Here is a 20562-nt window from a genome sequence, read left to right as displayed (position 1 = left end):
CCGCCAGATCCACGTACCCTGGACGGCATGCCCCGGTACGAGTTCCGCTGCCGCGCCTGCGGCGACACCTTCGAGGTCAACCGTCCGATGTCGGCGGCCGGTGAGCCGGCGACCTGCCCGCAGGGACACGCCGACACGGTGAAGCTACTTTCGGCGGTCGCGGTCACCGGGCGGGGCGCCGCCGGTGGTGCCCCGGCGCCTGCCGGTGGTGGCTGCTGTGGTGGTGCCTGCGGCTGCTGATCGGGTCGACTCGCCGCCGCCTGGTGGGCGGGTGATCGGTTCGACTCGCTGCCGCCTGGTGGGCTGGTCTTGCCGGGAGCAGGTCCGAGTGGCACGTTGAGGCGGCACCTGCCCGGCCGTTCTCACGATGTGTGATCGCTCGGATTCAGGCAGCATGAACCCGACGTCACGGGCGGAGGTTCCACGCATGTCGCCACGGATCCAGCTCCCGAGCGGTTGGGTGACCTTCGTTTTCACCGATATCGAGGGCTCGACCCGGCTGGCTCAGCTGCTCGGCCCGGATTACCGCCCGGTGCTCGCCGAGCATCGACGGCTGCTGCGCCACACGCTGGCCAGCACGGGTGGCGCGGAGTTGTTGACCGAGGGCGACTCGTTCTTCCTGGCCTTCGAGGACGCGACCGCCGCGCTGACCGCGTGCCTGACCGCCCAGCGGGCCCTGTCCAGCCACGACTGGCCCACCTCCGAAGCCGCGCCCCGGGTCCGGATGGGCCTGCACACCGGCTACGCCGAGCCCCGCGATGGTGAGTACGCCAGCCCCGAGGTGCACCGGGCCGCCCGGGTTGCCGCCGCCGCGCACGGGGGGCAGGTGCTCTGTACGGCGTCGACCGCCCGTCGGGCCGAGCCGTTGCCGCTGGGTGCGACCCTGCTCGACCTGGGCCTGCACCGGTTGCGCGGGTTCGACGATCGGGAACGGCTGTTCCAACTGGTGGCGCCGGGCCTGGAACGGCAGTTCCCCCGACCCCGCACCGCCGACGCGGTGGCCCACAACCTGCCGACCCAGGTGACCTCGTTCGTCGGTCGGCAGACCGAGCGGGTCGAGTTGGGCCTGTTGGTGCGGCAACATCGCCTGGTCACGGTGCTGGGCGCCGGTGGGGCGGGCAAGACCCGCCTCGCTGTGGAGCTGGCCAGCGGAATGGTCGAGGCGTACCCGGACGGGGTCTGGTTCGTCGACATCGCCTCGGTGACCGACCCGGGGCTGGTGGCGTTCGCGATCGCCGCCGTGCTCGGCCTGCGACCCGAGCCGGGCCGACCGATGCTGGACACTCTTGTCGAGTACGCGGCCGGTCGCCGAATGCTTGTCGTCCTGGACACCTGCGACTCCCAACCGGCCGCCTGTGCCGAGGTGATTGCCCGGCTGCTCTCCGGCGGCGGCGGCGTGCGGGTGTTGGCGACCAGTCGGGAGTCGTTCGGCCTGCCCGGCGAGGTGGTGTGGCGGATCCCGCCGCTCTCGGTCGACCCGACCGGAGACGGTGCGGAGAGCGACGCGGTGGCGCTGCTGCTGGACCGAACGGCGGCGGCGCGTGGTGGCCGGCCGCCGGACCCGGCGGAGTCCGCCGACCTGCGCCGCGTGGTGCAGCGGCTGGACGGCTTGCCGCTCGCCATCGAGCTGGCCGCCGCCCGGCTGCGGGTGCTCTCCGTCGGCCAGCTGGCCGAGCGGCTGGACGACGTCCTCGGGACCTTGGACGCCGGCCGGGAGGACCCGGACCCGCCGCCGGTGGAGCGGGGCTGGTCCGGCAACCAACAGGACACCGTGGACCTGGTAGCGGCGGCGGCCGGGATGTCGCCGCCCACCCCGGCGAGCAGGGCGGTCCAACGCTCGGCCACCGAGCGGCACCTGACCATGCAGGCCACCGTCACCTGGTCGTACCGGACGCTGGGGCCTCGGGCCGCCCGCCTGCTGCGGTGGCTGGCGGTCTTCGCCGGCCCGGTGGATCTGGCGACGGTGGAGTGGCTGCTGGGTGACGATCCGCTGGACCCGCTCTCGGTCCTGGTGGACAAGTCGATGGTGCTGGCCGAACCGCGTGCCGCCGGCAGCACCTACCGGATGCTCGACCCCATCCGGGCGTACGCGGCGCGGAGGCTGGCCGAGGCGGGCGAGGAACAGGCCGCCCGGGACCGGCACGTGGCCTGGTCGGCGCACGCGTTGGACCGGGTGCACCTGGGCCAGGACGGCCGGCCGGTGACGCTGTCGCTGTACGCCCTGGATCCCCTGGCCGGGGAGTTGCGCGCCGCGTTGCGCTGGTGCGCCACCGGCGGCAGCGCTCGGGCCGGTCTCGGTCTGGCCGGTGGGCTGGACCAGTGGTGGCTGGAGCGGGGGCTGGCGCGGGAGGGGCGGCTGTGGCTGTTCCGGCTGTACGGGCGGATCGCGGAGACGGGGGAGCGGATCCCGGAGGCGGAGCTGGCGGCGGCGTACCACATGCACTCGTTGCACGCCAGCGCCGACGGCGAGTTCGCCGAGGAGTTGCGCTACTCCCAACGGGCGGAGGCCGCCGCCCGGCAGGCCGGTGACGCCGGGTTGCTGGCCCGGGTGCTCGCCGGTCGGGCCGCGCCGCTGGCGGACATGGGTCAGTTCGTCGAGGCCGAGCGGGTGTGCCGGGAGGTCATCGACTGGGCGCACGGGCAGGACGTGGTCGGCGAGGCGCTGTTCGCGGTGTTCAGCCTGGCCGAGTTGCTCTGGCGGCGCGGGGCCCTGGAGGAGGCGGCGGACCTGCTCGGCGCGGTCCGCCCGGTGGAGGCGGCCCGGCCGGCGGAGCGGGGTCGACGTTCGGTGGACATGCTGCTGGGTATGGTCGCGTTGGCCCGGGGCGACGTGATCGCCGCACACGAGCACCTGCTGGTGGCGCTGCGTTCCCGGATGGGCCACGGCTACCACGGCCGGGCGTGTGACACCTTGAACGCGATCGCGGTGCGCTGCGCGATCGGCGGCCAGCGACTGACCGCCGCCCGGCTGTTCGGGGCGGCCCAGGCCACCCGGGCGAGCATGCGAGCGACACCGGGCATCTACGGCGGCTACTGGGCCGAACAGCAGGCGGAGTTGCGGGCGGCGCTTGGTGACGCGGCGTTCGACGACGCGTACGGGGAGGGGGCCGAGTTGGGGTTGGACGAGGCCGCCGCGCTGGCACTCGACGTGGAACACCCGGACCTGGCGGCGGATTCGACCCGCTTCAGCACCGACCTGTCCCAGCCAACCCCCCGCCGCCCCGCCGACCCCGACCGCCACGCAGCCTCCCGAACCGAACGCGCCTAACCCCCGCACCCCACCCAGCCCGACCCGGCCCACCTCCGCTTGGTTGATCATGAAGTTATCGCCCCGGCGCGCCGGGCGCGCGGGCGATGACTTCATGATCACCGGGGCGAAGGCGGCCGGGGCGACACCGGCCGGGTGGAGCCGATTGGGGTGGGGTGGGGGTTAGCGGCGGGCGGCGGCTTCGGCTTCGGCCTTCATCCGGGCGGCGCGGTCGATGTCGGCCTGCTGGACGGCCGCTACCGAACCGAAGATGTTGACCGCCTGGTAGTAGGTCCAGGCCAGGCTGTAGCAGGCGGGCCGGACGACGGTGTTGTACGTGACGCAGACGCGCTTCAGGTCCTCGTAGAAGGCGCTGTCGAGGCGGGCCTTGTTGGCGGGGAACTGGCCGACCGCCTTGTAGTTGCGGTAGCCGAAGTCGTGCCGGTAGCAGCCCAGGTTGAAGGTGAAGCCGAGCGGGTTGTCCGGGCTGGACGAGCAGTAGTCGGTGGACCAGTTGAAGTTGTACTCGGCCCAGGGGGCCCGGTTGACCCGGGCGCTGTTCCAGGAGTTGTAGCTGGACGCGCTGGTCTGGGTCCAACTGGAGAGCACGGAGAGGCGTTCGGCGGGGGTGACGGCGGCGGCGGGGGTGACGGCGGCGGCGGGGGAGGCGATGGTGAGGGTGGCGAGCAGCGCTAGCGCGCCCGAGGCGAGCAGTGTGGCGAGACGTCGGGGCACGGGTTACCTCCGCGGGGTGAGCGGGTGGGACGGAAGTTACCGGCGGGTCACCGGATGTAGACGAGTGTCGATCAACTGATCAACTAGGTGGTATGCGGGTCGCCAACTATTGGTGACATACGTCGAAACAGACGAATGCCCCGGGTGCGCGGAGCACCCGGGGCATTCGGTGGAGCGGAGGGATCAGCGCAGGACGAAGGCGGGCGGGCTGACCGGGCTCTCGTTGGCCGATCGGTCCAGCGCGGTCAGCTGGTAGGTGTAGCGCCGACCGGGCTCGGCCGTGCTGTCCACCCAGGACTGCGTACCGCCGGGCGTGGCCCGAACGGTGTCGACCAGGTGCGCGGCGTCCGCCGTGCCGCACCGGCCGGGCGGCGTGATGCCGTCGAACCGGTAGATCGCGTACGAGGTGGCGGTGCCCAGCGGGCCGGCCCCGTCGGCCGGCTGACGCCAGCTGAGGCGTACTCCGTCGGCCTGGCGGGTGGTCCTGGTGACCACCGGGAAGAGCAGCGGCTTGGCCGGCAGGTGCGGCATGGCGGGCACCAGCGCCGGGCGTGAGTAGTGCTCGGCGGCGTAGATGTCGGTGGCGCCGAGCCGGTTGGCCCGCACCTGCACGGCGGAGAAGTGCACGTTGCCCTGCACCTCCGGGTACGACCGGTTGAGCGTCAGGTGGTCGGACAGCTCACGCGGGTTCTGCCAGTACGGCCCGTACGCCGGGTCGCCGCTCTTGTAGTCGGCCTGGCCGATGTAGAGCTGCACCCGGGTGCCGCGCACCGTCTCGGCCCACCACGGCACCAGGCGCGCGTAGTCGGCCGCCGGGTACTGGCCGATGTACCAGTAGAGCTGCGGCACCACGTAGTCGATCCACTCCTGCTTGACCCACTTGCGGGTGTCGGCGGAGATGATGTCGTACGACTGGCTGCCGGTGGTGTCCGAACCGAGCGGGTCGGCGGTCTTGTTGCGCCAGATGCCGAACGGGCTGACGCCGAACTTCACCCACGGCTTCGCCGCCTTGATCTTGCCGTTCATCTCCTGGATCAGCAGGTTGATGTTGTCCCGCCGCCAGTCCGCCCGGTCGGTGAAGCCCCGGTTGTGCGCGGCGAAGGTGGCGTCGTCCGGCACCTGGTAACTGCCGCTGGGGTACGGGTAGAAGTAGTCGTCGAAGTGGACGCCGTCGATGTCGTACCGCTTGACCGCGTCCATCATCGCGGTCTGCACGAACTCGCGGACCTCCGGGATGCCGGGGTTGTAGTAGAGCCGACTGCCGGCGACGCCGGCCGGTGGGTAGGCGAAGGTCCAGTCGGGGTGCTGCCGGGCCGGGTGGCCGGGCGCGAGCTGGCTGAGGTCGGCGCCGGCGCCGCCGGGGGCCGGCATGGAGACGCGGTACGGGTTGAACCAGGCGTGGAACTCCAGGTTGCGCCGGTGCGACTCGTCGACCAGGAAGGCCAACGGATCCCAGCCCGGGTCCTGGCCGCGTACCCCGGTCAGGTATTCGGACCAGGGCTCGTGCGGCGAGGGCCAGAGCGCGTCGGCGGTGGGCCGGACCTGCACGACGACGGCGTTGTGGTGCAGCCGCTCGGCGAGGTCGAGCAGTTCGCGGTACTCGGCCTGCTGCACGGCGATCCGGTCCGGGTTGGTCTGGGACGCCTTGCTGGGCCAGTCGATGTTGACCACCGACGAGATCCACATGGCCCGGAACTGCCGCTTCGGGGTGGCCGGGTCGGTGGCGCAGGTGGCGGTGGTGGTGTCGGTCGCGCCGGGTGCGGCGCTCGCGGGGGTGGTGGTGACCAGGGTGCCGAGCAGGGCTGCGACCACCCCGGCGGCTCCGAGACGAGTTGCCTTCATGCGGTGTGTCCCTTCGGTGGGGCTCCCGTGTGATCAGCGCGACATGCGGCAAGATCTGCCGATGCATATGTATCGCTGGTAGGAAATTTTCACATCCGTCCCACAACCGCAAGGGTTCGTGGTTGACAGTTCCCGCCGCTGGGTAGCAACGCCGGTCACCGGCCGCCACGAGCGGTGGTCGCGCGGTGGGAGGGGTGAGCGCATGTCTGTGCTGCGCACAAAACCGATCAAGGACGTGATGGCCCAGGGCGAGGCGGACGGCGCCGACGGCGGGCTGGGGCTGAAGAGACGGCTCGGCGCTGTCGACCTCACCGGCTTCGGCATCGGCATCGTGATCGGCACCGGCATCTTCACGCTCACCGGAATCGAGGCCCGGGACAGCGCCGGGCCGGGCGTGGTGATCTCCTTCGCCATCGCCGGCGTGGTGGCCCTGCTCGCCGCTCTCTGCTACGCCGAGTTGGCCTCCAGCGTGCCGACCGCCGGCAGCGCCTACACCTACGCGTACGCCACGATGGGCGAGATCGTCGCCTGGATCATCGGCTGGGACCTGCTGCTGGAGTTCGCGCTCGGCGCGGCAGTGGTCGCCCGGGGCTGGTCCGGCTACCTGGCGGAGCTGCTCGACCTGCCCACCCGCTGGTTCGGTGAGGAGGGCAGCACTGTCAACGTGGGCGCCATCGCCATCGTGCTGATCCTCGGCGTCGTCGCGATCGTCGGCATCCGGGAGTCGGCCCGGATCACCAACCTGCTGGTGCTGGTCAAGGTGGCCATCTGCGTCTTCGTGGTGGTCGCCGGGTTGTTCTTCGTCAAGGCCTCCAACCTCACCCCGTTCATCCCGCCGGCCGAGCCCGCCGGTGGCGGCGACGACGGGATCAAGCAGCCGGTCACCCAGGCGCTCTTCGGGCTGGAACCGTCGGTCTTCGGCTTCGTCGGGGTGCTCAGCGCCGCCGCAGTGGTCTTCTTCGCGTACACCGGCTTCGAGGCCGTGGCCAACCTCGGCGAGGAGACGAAGAAGCCCAAGCGGGATCTCACCCTCGGGCTGCTCGGCACGCTGCTGATCTCCACAGTGCTCTACATCGGCGTCTCGCTGGTGGTGGTCGGAATGGTGCCGTACACCGAGATCGACAGGGGTGCCCCGATCGCGTCGGCCTTCGAGGCGGTCGGCGCGGGCTGGGCGGCCGTGCTGGTCTCCATCGCGGCGGTCGCCGGCCTGACCAGCGTGATCCTGGTCGACCTGGTGGCGATGGGCCGGATCGGCTTCGCCATCGCCCGGGACGGGCTGATCCCGCCCGCGATCGCCAAGGTGCACCCGCGCTGGGGCACCCCGTACCGGATCTCGGCGATCATGACGGTGGCGGTCGCGCTGCTGGCCGGCTTCCTGCCGCTGTCCGCCCTGGCCGACCTGGTCAGCATCGGCGCGCTCTGCGCGTTCGTGCTGGTGTCGGTGGCGGTGCCGATCCTGCGCCGCAAGCGCCCGGACCTGGAGCGGCCGTTCCGGGTGCCGTTCTCCCCGGTGCTGCCTATCGTCTCCGCGCTGGCCTGCTTCTACCTGATGCTCAACCTGTCGGTGGAGACCTGGCTGCGGTTCCTGGCCTGGATGCTGCTCGGTGCGGTGATCTACTTCGGCTACGGCTACCGCCGCAACCGGCTGGCCCGGCACGAACCCGCTGTCTGATCACGGCGGGTCGGGGCGCCGGAGGTCAGTCGAAGAAGCGGGCCAGGTGGGACTGCGGGGCCGGGTCGACCTCCGGGGGGAGTGGGGTCAGGTCGGCGAAGATCGAGGCACCGTCGCAGCCGGCGTGCAGTGGATACCACCGGGGGGCGCCGGGCGGCCGGAGCTGGCAGATCCCCTTGAACGTCTGCACGTCCATCAGCCGGACGTGGGTCGGGTCGGCCACCGCGTTCACGTGCCCCCACCAGGGGCTCATCACGTGCAGTACGCCGCCCGGGCGGAGCACCCGGTGGCACTCGTCCACCAGGGGCAGGAAATCGATCAGGTGCTCCAGGATGTGCACCGCGAAGAGGACGTCCACCGAGTTGTCGGCGAGTGGCAGCGAGCCGGACAGGTCCGCGACCGCGCCCACCCCGGGCGCCGGGTAGATGTCCAGCCCCAGGTTGCCCGACCACTGCTTGGTCGGCCCGCAGCCGAGGTCGACTACCACCGGCGCCCGGCCGCCGACCCCGACCCGGCACCAGACGCCGTAGACGCCGGCCAACCGCCCGACCAGGTCGCGGACCAGCCGCAGCTGGGCGGGTTCGGCCACGTCCCCGCTCAGCTGGGCCACGCCCCGGTCGAACCGCACCTCGACCGCCAGGTCCCGCAGCCGGTCGTCGTGCCGAACCTGGTCCGCCCATGCCTGGGCGAGGAACTCGTCGATCGCCCGCAGCCGGTCGGCCGAGGGCGGAGTCTGTGCCAGAGCCACCATTCGGGCCACCTCCGGCCGCGGCGATACCCGCTGACGCGCCCGTTATGCCCGCCTCGTCCAGCTGGCCGACGGGCGTGTCGCAGCCTCCGAGGCAGGACTGCTCAGCGGCGACAGTGCCCCGGCCGAGCCCGGGGCGGCACGGTTGATCAGCCCGAGATGGTCCGCCGACCGCCGCGGATCCGCTGGCGGGGTGGCGGGTCGGCCGGCTTCGGCCGCTTGAGGTGATAGCGGTGCAGTTCGTGGTTGCCGGGCAGCGACGGGTCCTCGCTCATCGCGACCAACTCCCAGCCCTGGTCGCCGGCCCGGTTCAGGTGGGCCAGCGCGGTGTCGCCGTAGGGCGTCACGTCGACCATCGAGCCGTCCGGGCCGTACCAGACGAAGACGACCTCCCAGCCGAGGTCGTTGGTCGCCGCCTGACGACGGCGGACCAGCAGGGCGTACTCCCACTTGAGCATGGCGTCATTCTCACCCCCCGCCGGCCCGCTGGCACGGATCAATCCTCGGCGATCCGCCCGGCGTCGACGCGGAGCCGCCGGTTCGTCTCGATGGCGGCCAGCATCCGCCGGTCGTGGGTGACCAGCAGCAGCGTGCCGGGGTAGCTGGCCAGCGCCGATTCGAGCTGCTCGATGGCGGGCAGGTCCAGGTGGTTGGTGGGCTCGTCGAGCACCAGCAGGTTGACCCCACGGCCCTGGAGCAGAGCCAGCGCCGCCCGGGTCCGCTCGCCCGGGGAGAGGGTGGCCGCCGGTCGCGGGACGTGCGCCGCGCGCAGGCCGAACTTGGCCAGCAGGGTCCGCGCGTCCGCTGGCGACATCTGCGGTACGGCCGCCTGGAACGCGTCGATCAGCGGCGCGTCGCCGAGGAACAGCCCGCGGGCCTGGTCCACCTCGCCGATCACCACACCCGGCCCGAGCGAGGCGGTGCCGGCGTCCAGCGGCAGTCGCCCCAGCAGCGCGGCCAGCAGGGTGGACTTGCCCGAGCCGTTCGCCCCGGTCACCGCGACCCGGTCCGCCCAGTCGATCTGGAGATCGACCGGGCCGAGGGTGAAGTCGCCCCGACGTACCACCGCATTGCGCAGCGTGGCCACGACGGCGCCGGCGCGGGGGGCGGCGGCGATCTCCATCCGCAGCTCCCACTCCTTGCGCGGCTCCTCCACCACGTCCAGTCGCTCGATCAGCCGTTCGGTCTGCTTCGCCTTGGCGGCCTGCTTCTCGCTCGCCTCGCTGCGGAACTTGCGGCCGATCTTGTCGTTGTCGGTGGCCTTGCGGCGGGCGTTGCGCACGCCCTTCTCCATCCAGCCCCGCTGGGTGCGCGCCCGCGCCTCCAGCCCGGCCTTGGTGTCGGCGTACTCCTCGAAGTCCGCGCGGGCGTGCCGGCGGGCCACCTCGCGCTCCTCCAGGTAGGCCGCGTAGCCGCCGCCGTAGTGGTTGACCTGCTGCTGCGGCAGGTCCAGCTCCAGCACCCGGGTCACCGTGCGGGTGAGGAACTCCCGGTCGTGGCTGACCAGCACCGTGCCGGCCCGCAACCCGGTCACGAACTCCTCCAGCCGCTCCAGCCCGGCCAAATCCAGGTCGTTGGTCGGCTCGTCGAGCAGGAACACGTCATACCGGCTGAGCAGCAGCGACGCCAGCCCGGCCCGGGCCGCCTGGCCGCCGGACAACCCGGTCGTCGGATGGTCCAGGTCCACCGCGAGCCCCAGGTCGGCGCTCACCTGCTCGGCGCGTTCGTCCAGGTCCGCGCCGCCCAGGGCGAGCCAGCGCTCCAGCGCGTCGCCGTACGCGTCGTCGGCGCCGGCCGCCCCAGCCGTCAGCGCCTCGGTCGCCGCGTCCAACGCCGCCTGCGCGGCGGTCACCCCGGTCCGGCGGGCCAGGAAGTCGCGTACCGTCTCGCCCGGTCGCCGTTCCGGCTCCTGAGGCAGGTGCCCGACGCTCGCGGTGGGCGGGCTGAGCCGGACGCTGCCGGCCTCGACCGGCAGCAACCCGGCGAGGGTACGCAGCAGCGTCGACTTGCCGGCTCCGTTCGGCCCGACCAGGCCGACCACGTCGCCGGGGGCGACCACCAGGTCCAACCCGGCGAAGAGTGAGCGGTCGCCGTGTCCGGCGGCCAGGTCCTTGACGATCATCGTGGCGCTCATCAGGACGGCAGCCTATCCGGCCGCCCGCATGCCACCGGTCAGCAGCGGGCAGACTCAACGACGTGGTGACCACACTGGCGATCGACTGCGGCGGCGGCGGCATCAAGGCGTCCGTGCTCGACGAGGCGGGAACGATGCGCGCCCGGCCGTTACGGGTGCCGACTCCGTACCCGTTGCCGCCCGCTCTGTTCGTTCGCACCCTGCTGGACCTCGGTGGGCGATTGCCGGCGGCGGACCAGCTCACCGTCGGCGTACCCGGGATGATCCGACACGGCGTGGTGGTGACCACGCCGCACTACGTGACCCGCAACGGGCCGCGCAGCCGGGTCGACCCGGACCTGCTCGCCGAATGGTCCGGCTGGGACGCGCGGGGCGCGCTGGCCGACGCCTTCGGGGTGCCGGCGCTGGTGCTCAACGACGCCGAGGTGCACGGCGCCGGAGTGGTCGCCGGCACCGGCTGCGAGTTGGTGCTCACCCTGGGGACGGGGTTGGGCAGCGCGCTCTTCGACGGCGGGGTGCTCGCACCGCACCTTGAGCTGTCGCACGCGCCGGTGCGCTGGGGCACCACCTACGACACCTACGTGGGGGAGCCGGAACGCCGCCGGCTCGGTGACGCCTTCTGGTCCCGCCGCATCCGCCAGGTGGTGGACGGGCTCCGCCCGGTGTTCCGCTGGGACCGGCTCTACCTGGGCGGGGGCAACTCCCGACTGATCCGGCCCGAGCAGCTGGCCCGGATGGGTGACGATGTGGTGGTGGTGCCGAACACCGCCGGGATCGTCGGCGGTGTCCGCGCCTGGGAACTCGCCGCCGGCCGTCGGGACGCCCGCACCTGACCTGATCTCCACTCCACTCCCGGGAACAGTCGCCAAACGCCCGGCGTTGTGCCAGCGTCGGAACAGGTGACGGTACGACCCGAGGAGGTGGCAGATGGATCTTCTGGCGGACTACCGGCGGGCGACCATGTTCTTCGAAACCGGTGACCCCAGCGGTGCGGCCCGACTGCTGGAGCCGATCCTCGACGCCGAACCCGGCAACACCGCGGTCCGGCAGCTGCTGGCCCGGGCGTACTTCCAGTCGGCCCAGCTCAACCGGGCCGAGGAGCACCTGCGGGAGCTTGTCGACCGGGACCCGAGCGACCACTACGCGCACCACGTGCTCGGTCGGACGCTGGAGCGGCTGAACCGGCACACCGACGCGCTGCGGCACCTACGGATCGCCGCCGCGATGTACGCGGCCAACGACGACTACCGGACCGCGTTGGAGCGGGTGGAGACCCGGCTGGGCGGCCGGCGCTGAGCGTGCACCGGCAAGACGCAGGGGCGGTCCTTCGGGGCCGCCCCTGCGGTCGTCCGGCGGGCGGGCCGCCCGGCGTGCCTAGGATGGCGGGCATGGGACTCGACCGGCCGAGGGCTGCGGCATGAAGCTCAAGCTGGACCTGCACGAAATCTTCAACAAGGGTCAGGACATCGACCGCGCGCTGCGCGGGATCATGGACGAGGCGGTGGCCAAGAAGGCCACCCTCGTCGAGATCATCCCCGGCAAGGGCTCCGGCCAGCTCAAGAAGCGGGTGCTGCGGTTCCTCGACCAGAAGGACGTCAAGCAGCTCTACCACCGGGTGGAAAAGGACTCCAAGAACTTCGGCCGCCTCTTCGTCCACTTCCGCTGGAAGTAGGAGCCTCCGAGCCGTGACAGCGGCGAGGTCAGGTTCCGATGTCGGCGACCATCGTGTCCGCGTCCTCGAATGGTCAGGTATCGGAACCAGGCCGCGCCGATCGGTCAATCGGCCGGGTCCACGGCTATGAAGCCGAAGTCGGTCGGCCGCATCCAACCGGTGACGTAGTGCGCCAGCTCGCGATTCGCCAGGATCTCCGCGCGCGACCAGTCGCGCTCAGGCAGCCAGTTAACCGCCTCCACGAGCATGTCGACAAGGAATTCGGAGTCAGCCGGGGTGGCTGCGCGGATGCCGAGATCAGTCACCGCCGAAGCCTCACACACAAGATCGACACCACCAAGGCCATTCCGCCCGAGGGGGGCGGCTTGACGACCATCGGTAAGTCGTAGCTTACGTTCGTGGTGACTTACGGAGCGCACCCGGGCTGGGAGGCGCTCGGCGATCCCAGCCGGCTCGCCATCGTTCAGCGGCTGGCCGAGCGGCCCTGTGCCGTGGGGGAGTTGGCGGACGAGCTGCCGATCAGTCGACCGGCCGTGTCGCAGCACCTCAAGGTGCTCAAGGGCGCCGGCCTGGTCGTCGACCAGGCGGTGGGCACCCGCCGGGTCTACCGGCTGAGTCCGGTGGGGTTGAGCGCCCTGCGGGACCAGCTCGACACCTTCTGGCGTCGTGCCCTGAACGGTTATCAGGACATCGTTGACGAGGCCGAGGAGAGTTCATGACGCAAGCAGCTACGACGGTGATCCGCTCGGGTTGCCGGCGCAGCCGGCGGCCGAGGTGACCGTGAGTCACCTCAACCGGGGTGGATGCGGTCGTGAGCGGCATACCTCAGAGTCATATTTATGCCTCTGAGGTATGCCGCTCAACACGACATGGCGGGCAGTCCTGTCGGAGCGCCGCCCGGACTCCGCCTCCGCTCGACCGTGCAGCGGATCTGGGCCGGTTGACGAGGCCGGTAGTGAGGCGTGGCAGCGCTGCGGAGCCTTCGGGTCAGTAGGCTGTGGCGTCGGCCCGGGTGCCGTGGCCGGCCGGGCGTCGGGACCAGCACTGTGGGCGCTGCCGAACGGCGAGCTCCAGTGCCTCGTGGTCCGACTCGATCATTTCCCGAGCGATTCGACGCGCAATCTCCAGGCGGTCGACATGCAAGTCAAGATCGGTTGGGCCGGCGCCAGCCATATCGAACTCCTCGTCCGCGTTCGAACTAGTCGCATCATGCGTCACGCCGGGAATCGTCACCATTCCCCGATCGGTGGAAATTCCCTGCCGTACGGTTCGGTGTCGGCTATCCCGGTTGGGCCGATGGTAGCGGCGCTCGCACCACTCCGCCCGGAACTGAGGAAAAGCCGTCTTGCCGACGCTCGGTACATTGCACGGTGCGCGGGTCGGGGGGCGCGACATGTCCGGTGAGGGATCTTCGTTACGGGAGGACCGCCGTGCAGCATTCGAGTAGGACCGATCCGTTGTTCGTCGTCGTCGAATCCGATTCGATCATCCGCGCGGATGTCGCCGGGCTCATCGCGGGGCGACTGGCCGCCGTCCGGGTGCCGGGGCTGCTGTCCGCGGCCCGCTGCCAGGCCATCACCGCCGCTCTCGCCGACGCGCCGATGGACCGCTACGACGAGAGCCGGGTCTTTCCGGTCGTCGCCAAGTTCGGCCCGGCCATCAACGACCACCGGGGGGCCGGTGAACTCCGCGAGGACTACTGGGACGCCGCCCACGCGGCCGAGAAGGGCTGGTCCACGCTGGGCCTGGCGGATTCGCCACGGAAGCTGTGCCTGGCCGCGTTCCGGGCCGCCTGGCCGGACGTCGCACCGGGGCGGCGACAGTCTCGGGACATGCACGTCGGCATCGTCCGCGAGATCAACGCCGGTCTTCAGGTGCACTTCGACGACGCGGTCCGGGAGTACGCGGGTCGGCTGCTCGACGGCGAGGTGGTGGCGCAGTTGGCGTTCAACATCTACATCCGGGTGCACCGGTCGGTGGCGAGACCGTGCTGTGGCGGCGGCGTTGGCAGCCGAACGACGAGGAGCTGCGCATTCCCAACGGGTACGGCTTCGACGAGTCGGTGACCGCCGGCGCGCAGTCGTTGACGCTGCGCCCGACCCTCGGCGAGGGCTTTCTGTTCGATCCTCGGCACTATCACACGGTGCGTCCCGCGACGGATGGCCGACGGATCTCCATAGGATGTTTTGTCGGGCTCACCGACGACGGTCGACTGGCCCTCTGGTCGTAGCGAAGGGCGTTTCCCCATGGTGGACAGAAGCGACGTCGAGGCGGCCGCGGCACGTGTCGAGGGGCGGGTCCGGGAAACCCCGGTGATCGCCGTGGACGGCGCCGACCTCGGCGTGCCCGGTCAGCTCAGCCTCAAGCTGGAACTGCACCAGCACACCGGGTCGTTCAAGCCGCGAGGCGCGTTCAACCGGATGCTCCAGGGGTCGTTGCCGTCGGCCGGGGTGATCGCCGCCTCGGGCGGTAACCACGGCCTCGCCGTCGCGTACGCGGCCCGGTCGCTGGGAGTTCCGGCGGAGGTCTTCGTGCCGGTCACCGCCTCGCCGGTGAAGGTGCAGCGGTTGGCGGGGCTGGGCGCACAGGTGCGCCAGGTGGGCCAGCACTACGCGGAGGCCCTGGCCGCGAGCAGCCAGCGGGCGGCGGAGACCGGCGCGCTGGTCGTGCACGCGTACGACCAGCCGGAGGTGGTGGCCGGTCAGGGCACCGTGGGCCGGGAGCTGGAACGGCAGGTGGACGGCATCGACACGGTGCTGGTGGCGGTTGGTGGCGGCGGGCTGGTCTCCGGCATCGCCAGTTGGTTCAATGGGTCGGTCCGCGTCGTCGCGGTCGAGCCCGAGCAGATCCCCACCCTGCATTCGGCGCTCAAGGCCGCCGGCCGGTCGACATCGAGGTGGGCGGCATCGCCACCGACTCGCTGGGTGCCCGACGCATCGGCGAGATCGCCTTCGACACCGCCCGCCGGACGGAAGTGGTCTCCGTGCTGGTCCGGGACGAGGACCTGGTGCGGGCCCGCCGGCTGCTCTGGTCGGAGCTGCGGGTCGCCGCCGAGCTGGGTGGCGCGGCCGCGCTGGCCGCGTTGGTCGGTGGCGCGTACCTGCCGCAGTCGGGGGAGCGGGTGGCGGTGATCGTCTGTGGCGGTAACACCGACCCCAGTGACCTGGGGCCGGCCGCGCCGCACTGACCGGTCAGCCGCCGTTGCGCAGCCGGCGCAGCGCGTGCTCCACCTGGAGAGTGTCCAGGTGGGTGTCACCGAGTAGTCGTCGCCGGTCGGCCAGCAACCGCTCGTACTCCTCGATCGCCGCGTCGACCTGCTCGGCGAGCAGGAGGACCGCCGCCAGGGTGTACCGGATGGCGAGCACCTCGCTCCGGTCGGCGTGCCGGGGCTCCACTGTGGCCAGGGTGGCGCGCAGTTCGGCCTCCGCCTCGGCGAGTCGGCCCTGGGACTGCATGCAGCGGGCCAGCGTGTGCCGGGCCTGCCAGGTTTCCGGTTGGTTGAGCGGCCACAACCGGTAGCGGACCTCCAGGATGGCGTGCAGCATCTCCTCGGCCTCGGGGGCCCGTTGCTGGGCGAGCACGGCCAGCGCCAGGCTGTGCCGCACGATCATGGTGTCCCAGTGCTCCGGGCCGCGGACCTGGTCCTCGGCGGCGACGATCTGGCGCAACTCCGTCTCGGCCTCCGGCCACTGGCGCTGCGCCATGATCGCCTTGGTGAGCTTGTGCCGGCTGGCGAGGGTGTCGGCGTCGTCGCTGCCCAGCACCCTGGTGCGGTCCGCGATCACCTGGCGGAGCACCCGGTCGGCCATCTCCGGCTGGTTGCGCTCCAGCCAGGTGCGGCCCAACTCGTGGCGCAGCGCCAGCACCTGCGGCCGGTCCAGGTCGTGGTCGTACGCGGCGCAGCCGCGCACGATCGGCTCCAGGATGTCGTAAGCGGAGCCGGGTAGGCCGACCGCGATGAGGTAGCGGGCGGTGAGTCGGGCCAGCTCCAGCGCCCGGCGTACCGTCTCGGGGTCGTGTTTGTGTTTCTGCGGCGCGAGGTATTCCCGCACGGCCTCGACCAGGTGCGGCACCAGCACGTCCCAGTTGGCCCAGTCGGCGGGGTAGTCCGGGTTCTGCCCCTCGGTGGCGGCGAGCAGCAGTTTCATGACCACCCCGTGGTAGTCGGCGATCTGCTCGCGGACCTCGTCGCGGTCGCGGAACATCGCGTGCACCAGCGGGTGCAGCGACAGCACGTGCGCGAACGCCGGGTCGTTGACGTCCTCCTGCACGTCGAAGTCGACCAGGGCGAGGTCGCCGATGCCCTCCAGCACCCGCACCCGCTGGGCGGCGGTCAGCCCCTTGAACAGTGGCGACTCCGCCAGGATGGCCGGCTTGAGCACCACCTCGTAGGGCACCGGGGAGGTGCTCAGGCAGGCCAGCACGTTGAGCAGTGGCCGGCTCTGCTGGAGCTGGCGGCGGGCGAGCAGGTCCAGTGAGATGTCGTCGACCTCACGGACGATCTCCAACCCCAGGGATTCGTCGAGGTCGACGTCGGCGGCGTCGCGCGGCGCGCGGAACCGACGCTGCACGGCGGCCAGGTAGTCGGCGAAGGTGGTGATTGTCGACGACCCGCGCCAGACCGGGCTGGCGTTGACCGACCGCAGGTAGTTGCCGGCGGCGCGCAACGCCAGGGGCAACCCGCCCAGCTCGCGGGAGAGCTCCCGGGCGTCGGCCGGGTCGCCGGCCTGCGTGCCGGCTCGGTCGATCAACACCTGTGCGCCGGCGTCGGAGTCGAGTGGACGCACCTGGTGCAGTGTCGACCAGGTGCCCCAGGTGGCCCGGTTACCGTCCCGGCTGGTCACGATGACCATGCCGTCGTCGGCCTCCGGGCGGCGCAGCCAACCGGTGCCGTCGGCGAGCACCCCGTCGGTGGGGCCCAGCGCGGCCGGCTCGTCCGCGCTGTCGAAGATCAGCAGCCAGGGCTGAGCGGCCTGGTTGAGATAGCGCCACACCAGGTCGGTAGCGCTGATCATGCCGGCCCAGGCCTGGTCGACCTGGGTCTCCGACGCACCGAGTTGACTGACCACCTCACGCATGCCGGAGTTGAGCCGCCCGGCCTGCACCCACCAGACCGTCCGGCCGTCGGCTCGGGCGCGGCGGGCGATCTCCAGGGCGACGTGGCTCTTGCCGGAGCCGCCCATGCCGCACAGGATGTGCACCGAAGGTCGCTCGTCGGCGAACTCCCCCGCTCGCACGATCTCGTCGATCAGGTCGTCGCGCCCGTGCAGCGGGCTGTCGAGCCGCCCGAATGGTGGGTCGACGGAGACGCGACTCGGCCGGTCGTAGGCTGGCCGGGACACGCCGGCATCCTCGGGTGGAACGTCCGCAGTCAATGCGGTCCCCCTTCGGTGGCGAAATCACAATGGGCCAGCGGCGAAAGATCCTGTCCATCTGATGGACAGTCGGAGGGATTTGCCGCCCACACCATGTCAACCGCAAGGGTATCCACCCCTGTACTGACTTGCACACTCTCCGTTTAGGCCACCCGGGTAACCGGAATCGGTGTCGGCATTCCAAATTCGTGGCCGAATCCGACCGATCCGCCGTACGCCGCACTCGACAGGTTCCTCCACGATGGACCCATGAACTGGTCGCCAATCCCTGACGTGATCGACTGGGGTTCCGTGCCGGACTGGTTCGGCGCGGTCGGCTCAATCGCCAGCGTGCTTTTCGTCTACCTCGGGCTGCGCCGGGAGATTCGCGCCCGGCGTACCGACGATCTGCGGATTCGGGCCACCCAGGCCCGGCTGGTCTCGGCGGTGGCCGAGATCCGGGGCACCTCGGTGCTGCGGGTCACCGTGGCCAACGAGAGTGACGCCCCGGTGCTGGACGTGGCGGTGCTGGCCCGGCTCGTCCCGCCCGACGAACCGGACGCCCCACCGGTCGGGCTGGCCGCCGCGAAACAGGTCCGCCGGATACCCGGCCGCGATGTCCACGACCTCTTCGTCACCGTCACGGCCGAGCACCGGATGCGCCCGGCCGACACCGTTCTGGTGGAACTCACCTTCACCGATCACGACGGAAATCGCTGGTGCCGAGTCGGTGCCGGGCAACCCGAACCGGTGGGCTGACCAGGACGGCATATCGGATCACCGGAAATAGGCCGGTGGTCCGGCGGAAATCGCTCCGCCGGACCACCGTGTCCTGTCAGATGGGATAGGTGCGGGCGACCGCCAGCATCTCCGAGCTGTGCGAGCCGACCACGCCGACAGCGGGCGGCCGGGGACGGAAGCCGGGCAGCGCGTCCAACCCGTCACTGGCGTCCATCGCCCGCAGCACCACCCGCGCGGCGATGGGCCGCACTGTCACTGTGACCTCGATGCCCTCCGCCGGCGGGGCGTGGAACACCAGCCCGAAACCCCACTTCCCCGCGCGGGGCTCCACCGGCACCGACCGCCCGGCGACCTCGGCGCGCAGCACGGTGGCGGTCGACGTGTCGACGTGCAGGGTGGCGAGCCGGGCCACCCGCTGCGGGGTGAGCCGCAGCCGCACCGTCCGTTCGCCGCCGGCGGTGGCGTCGGCCAGCACCTCCAGCTTCGGCGCGGGCAGGTCCGCCGACTGGGCCGGGCCGGCCCGCAGCTCACCATCACCCAGCCCGGGAAAGTCGTCGCCGACGTCGGTCACCCCGTCCACGTAACCGTCCGTCCACGGCTGCGGGTCGCTCTCGTGGCTGAGCCAACGCGCCTGGCCGGTGTCGGCGTCCATGGCGTACATCAGGTGGGTGGGCGCGGGGTGCGCCGCGTCGAACCGGTCGGCAGCCAGCCCGACCCCGGCGAGCACCACCGCCGCCACGGCGGCGGCACGGCGGGCAGCACCGCGAGCCGTCGGGCCCGCAACGCCAGCAGGCCGCGCTGCCCGCCGGCCTGCGGGTGCAGCAGGTCGACCACCGGCAGGGCGGTCAGGCCGAGCAGCACCGCGACCAGCGCGGCCACCCCACCCATCGCCATCCCCAGCGCGGGGAAGAGCAGCACCACGGTGGGCAGCAGGATGACCACCCCGACGGCGGCGGCCGCCGTCACCGCCACCACCGGCCACGGACCGGTCTGCCGGGTCCGCAGCGCGACGAGCCCTCCGAGGGCGCCGGCCAGCGCCGGCACTGTGGTGAGGTACGCCCCGCCGGGCACCGCCACGGCGAGCAGCACCCCGAGCACTGCCAACCAGGCCAGCCCGCCGATCGCGAGTGCCGCCGGACCGATCCGGCGGCGGGTCAGCGCGTACCAGGCGAACAGGATGGCGGCGGCGAGCGCCAGGACGGCCAGCCGGTACCAGATCGGCCGGTACGGGTCGAGCAGCTCCGCGTACCCCGGCCGGATCGTGGTGATCGCCGACCAGAGCAGTTGGGCGGCGACCGGCGCGGCCACGATCGGCACCACTGCCAGCCCGAAGCCGGCGGCCAGCCGGCCGGTGCTCACCCGCCCGGTGCGGCGGGTCAGCCAGCCCAGGACGGCCACCGCGGCCACCGCGAGCAGCGCCAGCGGCAGGGTGAGCCAACCCGGGTAGCGGACCAGCCCGCCCGGAATCGGGAAGTAGGTGGCGTCGTGCCCGGAGCGCAGCTCGGTCAGGTCGGTCGCTCCGAACTCCCGGGCCAGGCCCAACGCGTTGTCCCCGTGCTGCTGGAGGCTGCCCTGGTCCATCGCCGCAGGGGTGTCCAGCGGCGTGTGGTAGATCGCCCCACCGTCGATGTACGCCGAGTTCAGCCCGACGAACTTCCGGTCCAGAAAGGCGGTGAAGTCGGTGTCGTTGGGCAGCGCGCGGTAGATCTCCACAGCGAACGAGGTGCCGACCGGGTGTGGGGCGGCGCGGGCGAAGATGTCCACCAGCTTCGCGTTGCTCCGGGACGTCTCGAACATGATCACCGGCCCGGTCGACCCCCGCGCCTCCAGGTTGAGCACCACACCGCCGTCGGCGGCCAGCGGATGGCTGGCGGCGAACGCGGACGCCCCGCAGAGGCACGCCTCCTCGGCGTCGGTCAGCACGAAGACGATGTCGTTGCGGGGGCGGGCACCGGTGCTCAGCGCGCGGGCCACCTCCAGGATGGCCGACGTGCCGGCCGCGTCGTCGTTACCACCCGGCCCGGTCTGCACCGAGTCGTAGTGGGCGACCAGGAAGACCCGGCCCGTCGAGTCGGTGCCGGGCAGCCGGGCCACCACGTTGCGGACGCGGGCCACTGTCGCCCCGCCGGCCGCCCCGCTGAGCTGACCGGCCTCCGGCGCCACGGTGTCCTGCACCTCGGTCTCCAGGCCGAGCCCGCGCAGCTGCTGCTCGATGTGCCCGCGGACCTGGTCGTTGGCCGAACTGCCGGCGACGTGCGTCCGGGCGGCGATCACCTGGACGTCCTCGTACGCGCGGGCGGCACTGAACTCCTCCGCCGGGGCGTCCGCCGCCTTCGGGGCCGGGGTGCGCAGGTCGAGCAGGCTGCCGGCGCCGATGGCGGCCAGCGCGGCCAGCGCCGCGGCGGCGGCCGCCAGCC

At 71.8% G+C, this 20562-nt stretch carries 17 protein-coding genes and 2 pseudogenes; 10 read left to right on the top strand and 9 right to left on the bottom strand.

Annotated elements, in window-relative coordinates; all coding sequences use genetic code 11:
* Positions 1-27 precede the first annotated feature (27 nt).
* Together JM949_RS01310 and JM949_RS01305 are read left to right on the top strand one after the other, a co-directional pair.
* On the top strand, positions 28-240 hold the full coding sequence (locus JM949_RS01310) for an FmdB family zinc ribbon protein (RefSeq protein WP_203146626.1): 213 nt from the start codon (positions 28-30) through the stop codon (positions 238-240).
* Positions 241-427: 187 nt separating this feature from the next.
* A complete protein-coding gene (locus tag JM949_RS01305) occupies positions 428-3268 on the top strand; it encodes an ATP-binding protein (protein ID WP_203146625.1) in 2841 nt (946 codons plus the stop codon).
* Positions 3269-3430: 162 nt separating this feature from the next.
* On the opposite strand, the gene JM949_RS01300 is transcribed toward JM949_RS01305, so the two are convergent.
* On the bottom strand, positions 3431-3982 hold the full coding sequence (locus JM949_RS01300; RefSeq protein WP_203146624.1) for a phospholipase: 552 nt from the start codon (positions 3980-3982) through the stop codon (positions 3431-3433).
* A gap of 183 nt (positions 3983-4165) precedes the next feature.
* Positions 4166-5824 (bottom strand): glycoside hydrolase family 10 protein, encoded by a 1659-nt coding sequence (locus JM949_RS01295; RefSeq protein ID WP_203146623.1) that lies wholly within the window; start codon positions 5822-5824, stop codon positions 4166-4168.
* 202 nt (positions 5825-6026) lie between these two features.
* On the opposite strand from JM949_RS01295, the gene JM949_RS01290 reads away from it, so the two are divergent.
* Positions 6027-7496 carry an amino acid permease gene (locus JM949_RS01290; protein ID WP_203146622.1) on the top strand — a complete coding sequence of 490 codons (1470 nt, stop codon included), beginning with the start codon at positions 6027-6029 and terminating at the stop codon, positions 7494-7496.
* A gap of 25 nt (positions 7497-7521) precedes the next feature.
* Here the strand turns inward: JM949_RS01290 and JM949_RS01285 are convergent, their stop codons facing one another.
* From JM949_RS01285 to JM949_RS01275, 3 genes are all read right to left on the bottom strand, one after another.
* Positions 7522-8247 (bottom strand): methyltransferase domain-containing protein, encoded by a 726-nt coding sequence (locus JM949_RS01285; RefSeq protein ID WP_203146621.1) that lies wholly within the window; start codon positions 8245-8247, stop codon positions 7522-7524.
* A gap of 146 nt (positions 8248-8393) precedes the next feature.
* Positions 8394-8702, bottom strand: coding sequence for a hypothetical protein (locus tag JM949_RS01280; protein ID WP_203146620.1), 309 nt, complete (start codon positions 8700-8702; stop codon positions 8394-8396).
* A 38-nt stretch (positions 8703-8740) separates the two neighbouring features.
* Positions 8741-10378, bottom strand: a complete 1638-nt coding sequence (locus JM949_RS01275) for an ABC-F family ATP-binding cassette domain-containing protein (protein ID WP_203146619.1) — start codon at positions 10376-10378, stop codon at positions 8741-8743.
* 62 nt (positions 10379-10440) lie between these two features.
* Here JM949_RS01275 and JM949_RS01270 point away from each other — a divergent pair, with 62 nt between their 5' ends.
* From JM949_RS01270 to JM949_RS01260, 3 genes are all read left to right on the top strand, one after another.
* Complete coding sequence (locus JM949_RS01270) at positions 10441-11211, top strand: ROK family protein (RefSeq protein WP_203146618.1); 771 nt, start codon at positions 10441-10443, stop codon at positions 11209-11211.
* Between the two features lie 94 nt (positions 11212-11305).
* Positions 11306-11674 carry a tetratricopeptide repeat protein gene (locus JM949_RS01265; protein ID WP_203146617.1) on the top strand — a complete coding sequence of 123 codons (369 nt, stop codon included), beginning with the start codon at positions 11306-11308 and terminating at the stop codon, positions 11672-11674.
* 121 nt (positions 11675-11795) lie between these two features.
* On the top strand, positions 11796-12050 hold the full coding sequence (locus JM949_RS01260) for a Smr/MutS family protein (RefSeq protein WP_007465523.1): 255 nt from the start codon (positions 11796-11798) through the stop codon (positions 12048-12050).
* A 104-nt stretch (positions 12051-12154) separates the two neighbouring features.
* Here the strand turns inward: JM949_RS01260 and JM949_RS01255 are convergent, their stop codons facing one another.
* Positions 12155-12355, bottom strand: a complete 201-nt coding sequence (locus tag JM949_RS01255; protein WP_203146616.1) for a hypothetical protein — start codon at positions 12353-12355, stop codon at positions 12155-12157.
* 93 nt (positions 12356-12448) lie between these two features.
* Here JM949_RS01255 and JM949_RS01250 point away from each other — a divergent pair, with 93 nt between their 5' ends.
* The gene (locus JM949_RS01250) at positions 12449-12769 is read left to right on the top strand and encodes an ArsR/SmtB family transcription factor (protein WP_203146615.1); all 321 of its coding nucleotides are present in this window, start codon (positions 12449-12451) and stop codon (positions 12767-12769) included.
* Positions 12770-13037: 268 nt separating this feature from the next.
* Here the strand turns inward: JM949_RS01250 and JM949_RS36215 are convergent, their stop codons facing one another.
* Positions 13038-13286 carry a hypothetical protein gene (locus tag JM949_RS36215; RefSeq protein WP_238432378.1) on the bottom strand — a complete coding sequence of 83 codons (249 nt, stop codon included), beginning with the start codon at positions 13284-13286 and terminating at the stop codon, positions 13038-13040.
* Between the two features lie 194 nt (positions 13287-13480).
* On the opposite strand from JM949_RS36215, the gene JM949_RS01245 reads away from it, so the two are divergent.
* Together JM949_RS01245 and JM949_RS01240 are read left to right on the top strand one after the other, a co-directional pair.
* Complete coding sequence (locus tag JM949_RS01245; protein ID WP_203146614.1) at positions 13481-14116, top strand: hypothetical protein; 636 nt, start codon at positions 13481-13483, stop codon at positions 14114-14116.
* 180 nt (positions 14117-14296) lie between these two features.
* Positions 14297-15237: pseudogene (locus JM949_RS01240) on the top strand (threonine/serine dehydratase).
* Between the two features lie 4 nt (positions 15238-15241).
* On the opposite strand, the gene JM949_RS38915 reads toward JM949_RS01240, so the two are convergent.
* Positions 15242-17392, bottom strand: a complete 2151-nt coding sequence (locus tag JM949_RS38915) for a tetratricopeptide repeat protein (protein WP_203146613.1) — start codon at positions 17390-17392, stop codon at positions 15242-15244.
* 282 nt (positions 17393-17674) lie between these two features.
* Here JM949_RS38915 and JM949_RS01230 point away from each other — a divergent pair, with 282 nt between their 5' ends.
* Entirely contained in the window at positions 17675-18163 is a 489-nt protein-coding gene (locus JM949_RS01230) for a hypothetical protein (RefSeq protein ID WP_203146612.1), read from the top strand.
* A gap of 76 nt (positions 18164-18239) precedes the next feature.
* On the opposite strand, the pseudogene JM949_RS01225 reads toward JM949_RS01230, so the two are convergent.
* A pseudogene (locus JM949_RS01225) lies at positions 18240-20560 on the bottom strand (M28 family peptidase).
* Between the last annotated feature and the right edge of the window lie 2 nt (positions 20561-20562).

It is taken from the genome of Micromonospora tarensis, assembly GCF_016803395.1.
GTDB lineage: Bacteria > Actinomycetota > Actinomycetes > Mycobacteriales > Micromonosporaceae > Micromonospora > Micromonospora tarensis.
The sequence above is the reverse complement of the archived record's forward strand: the minus strand, read 5'-3'. Positions and strand labels throughout refer to the sequence as shown.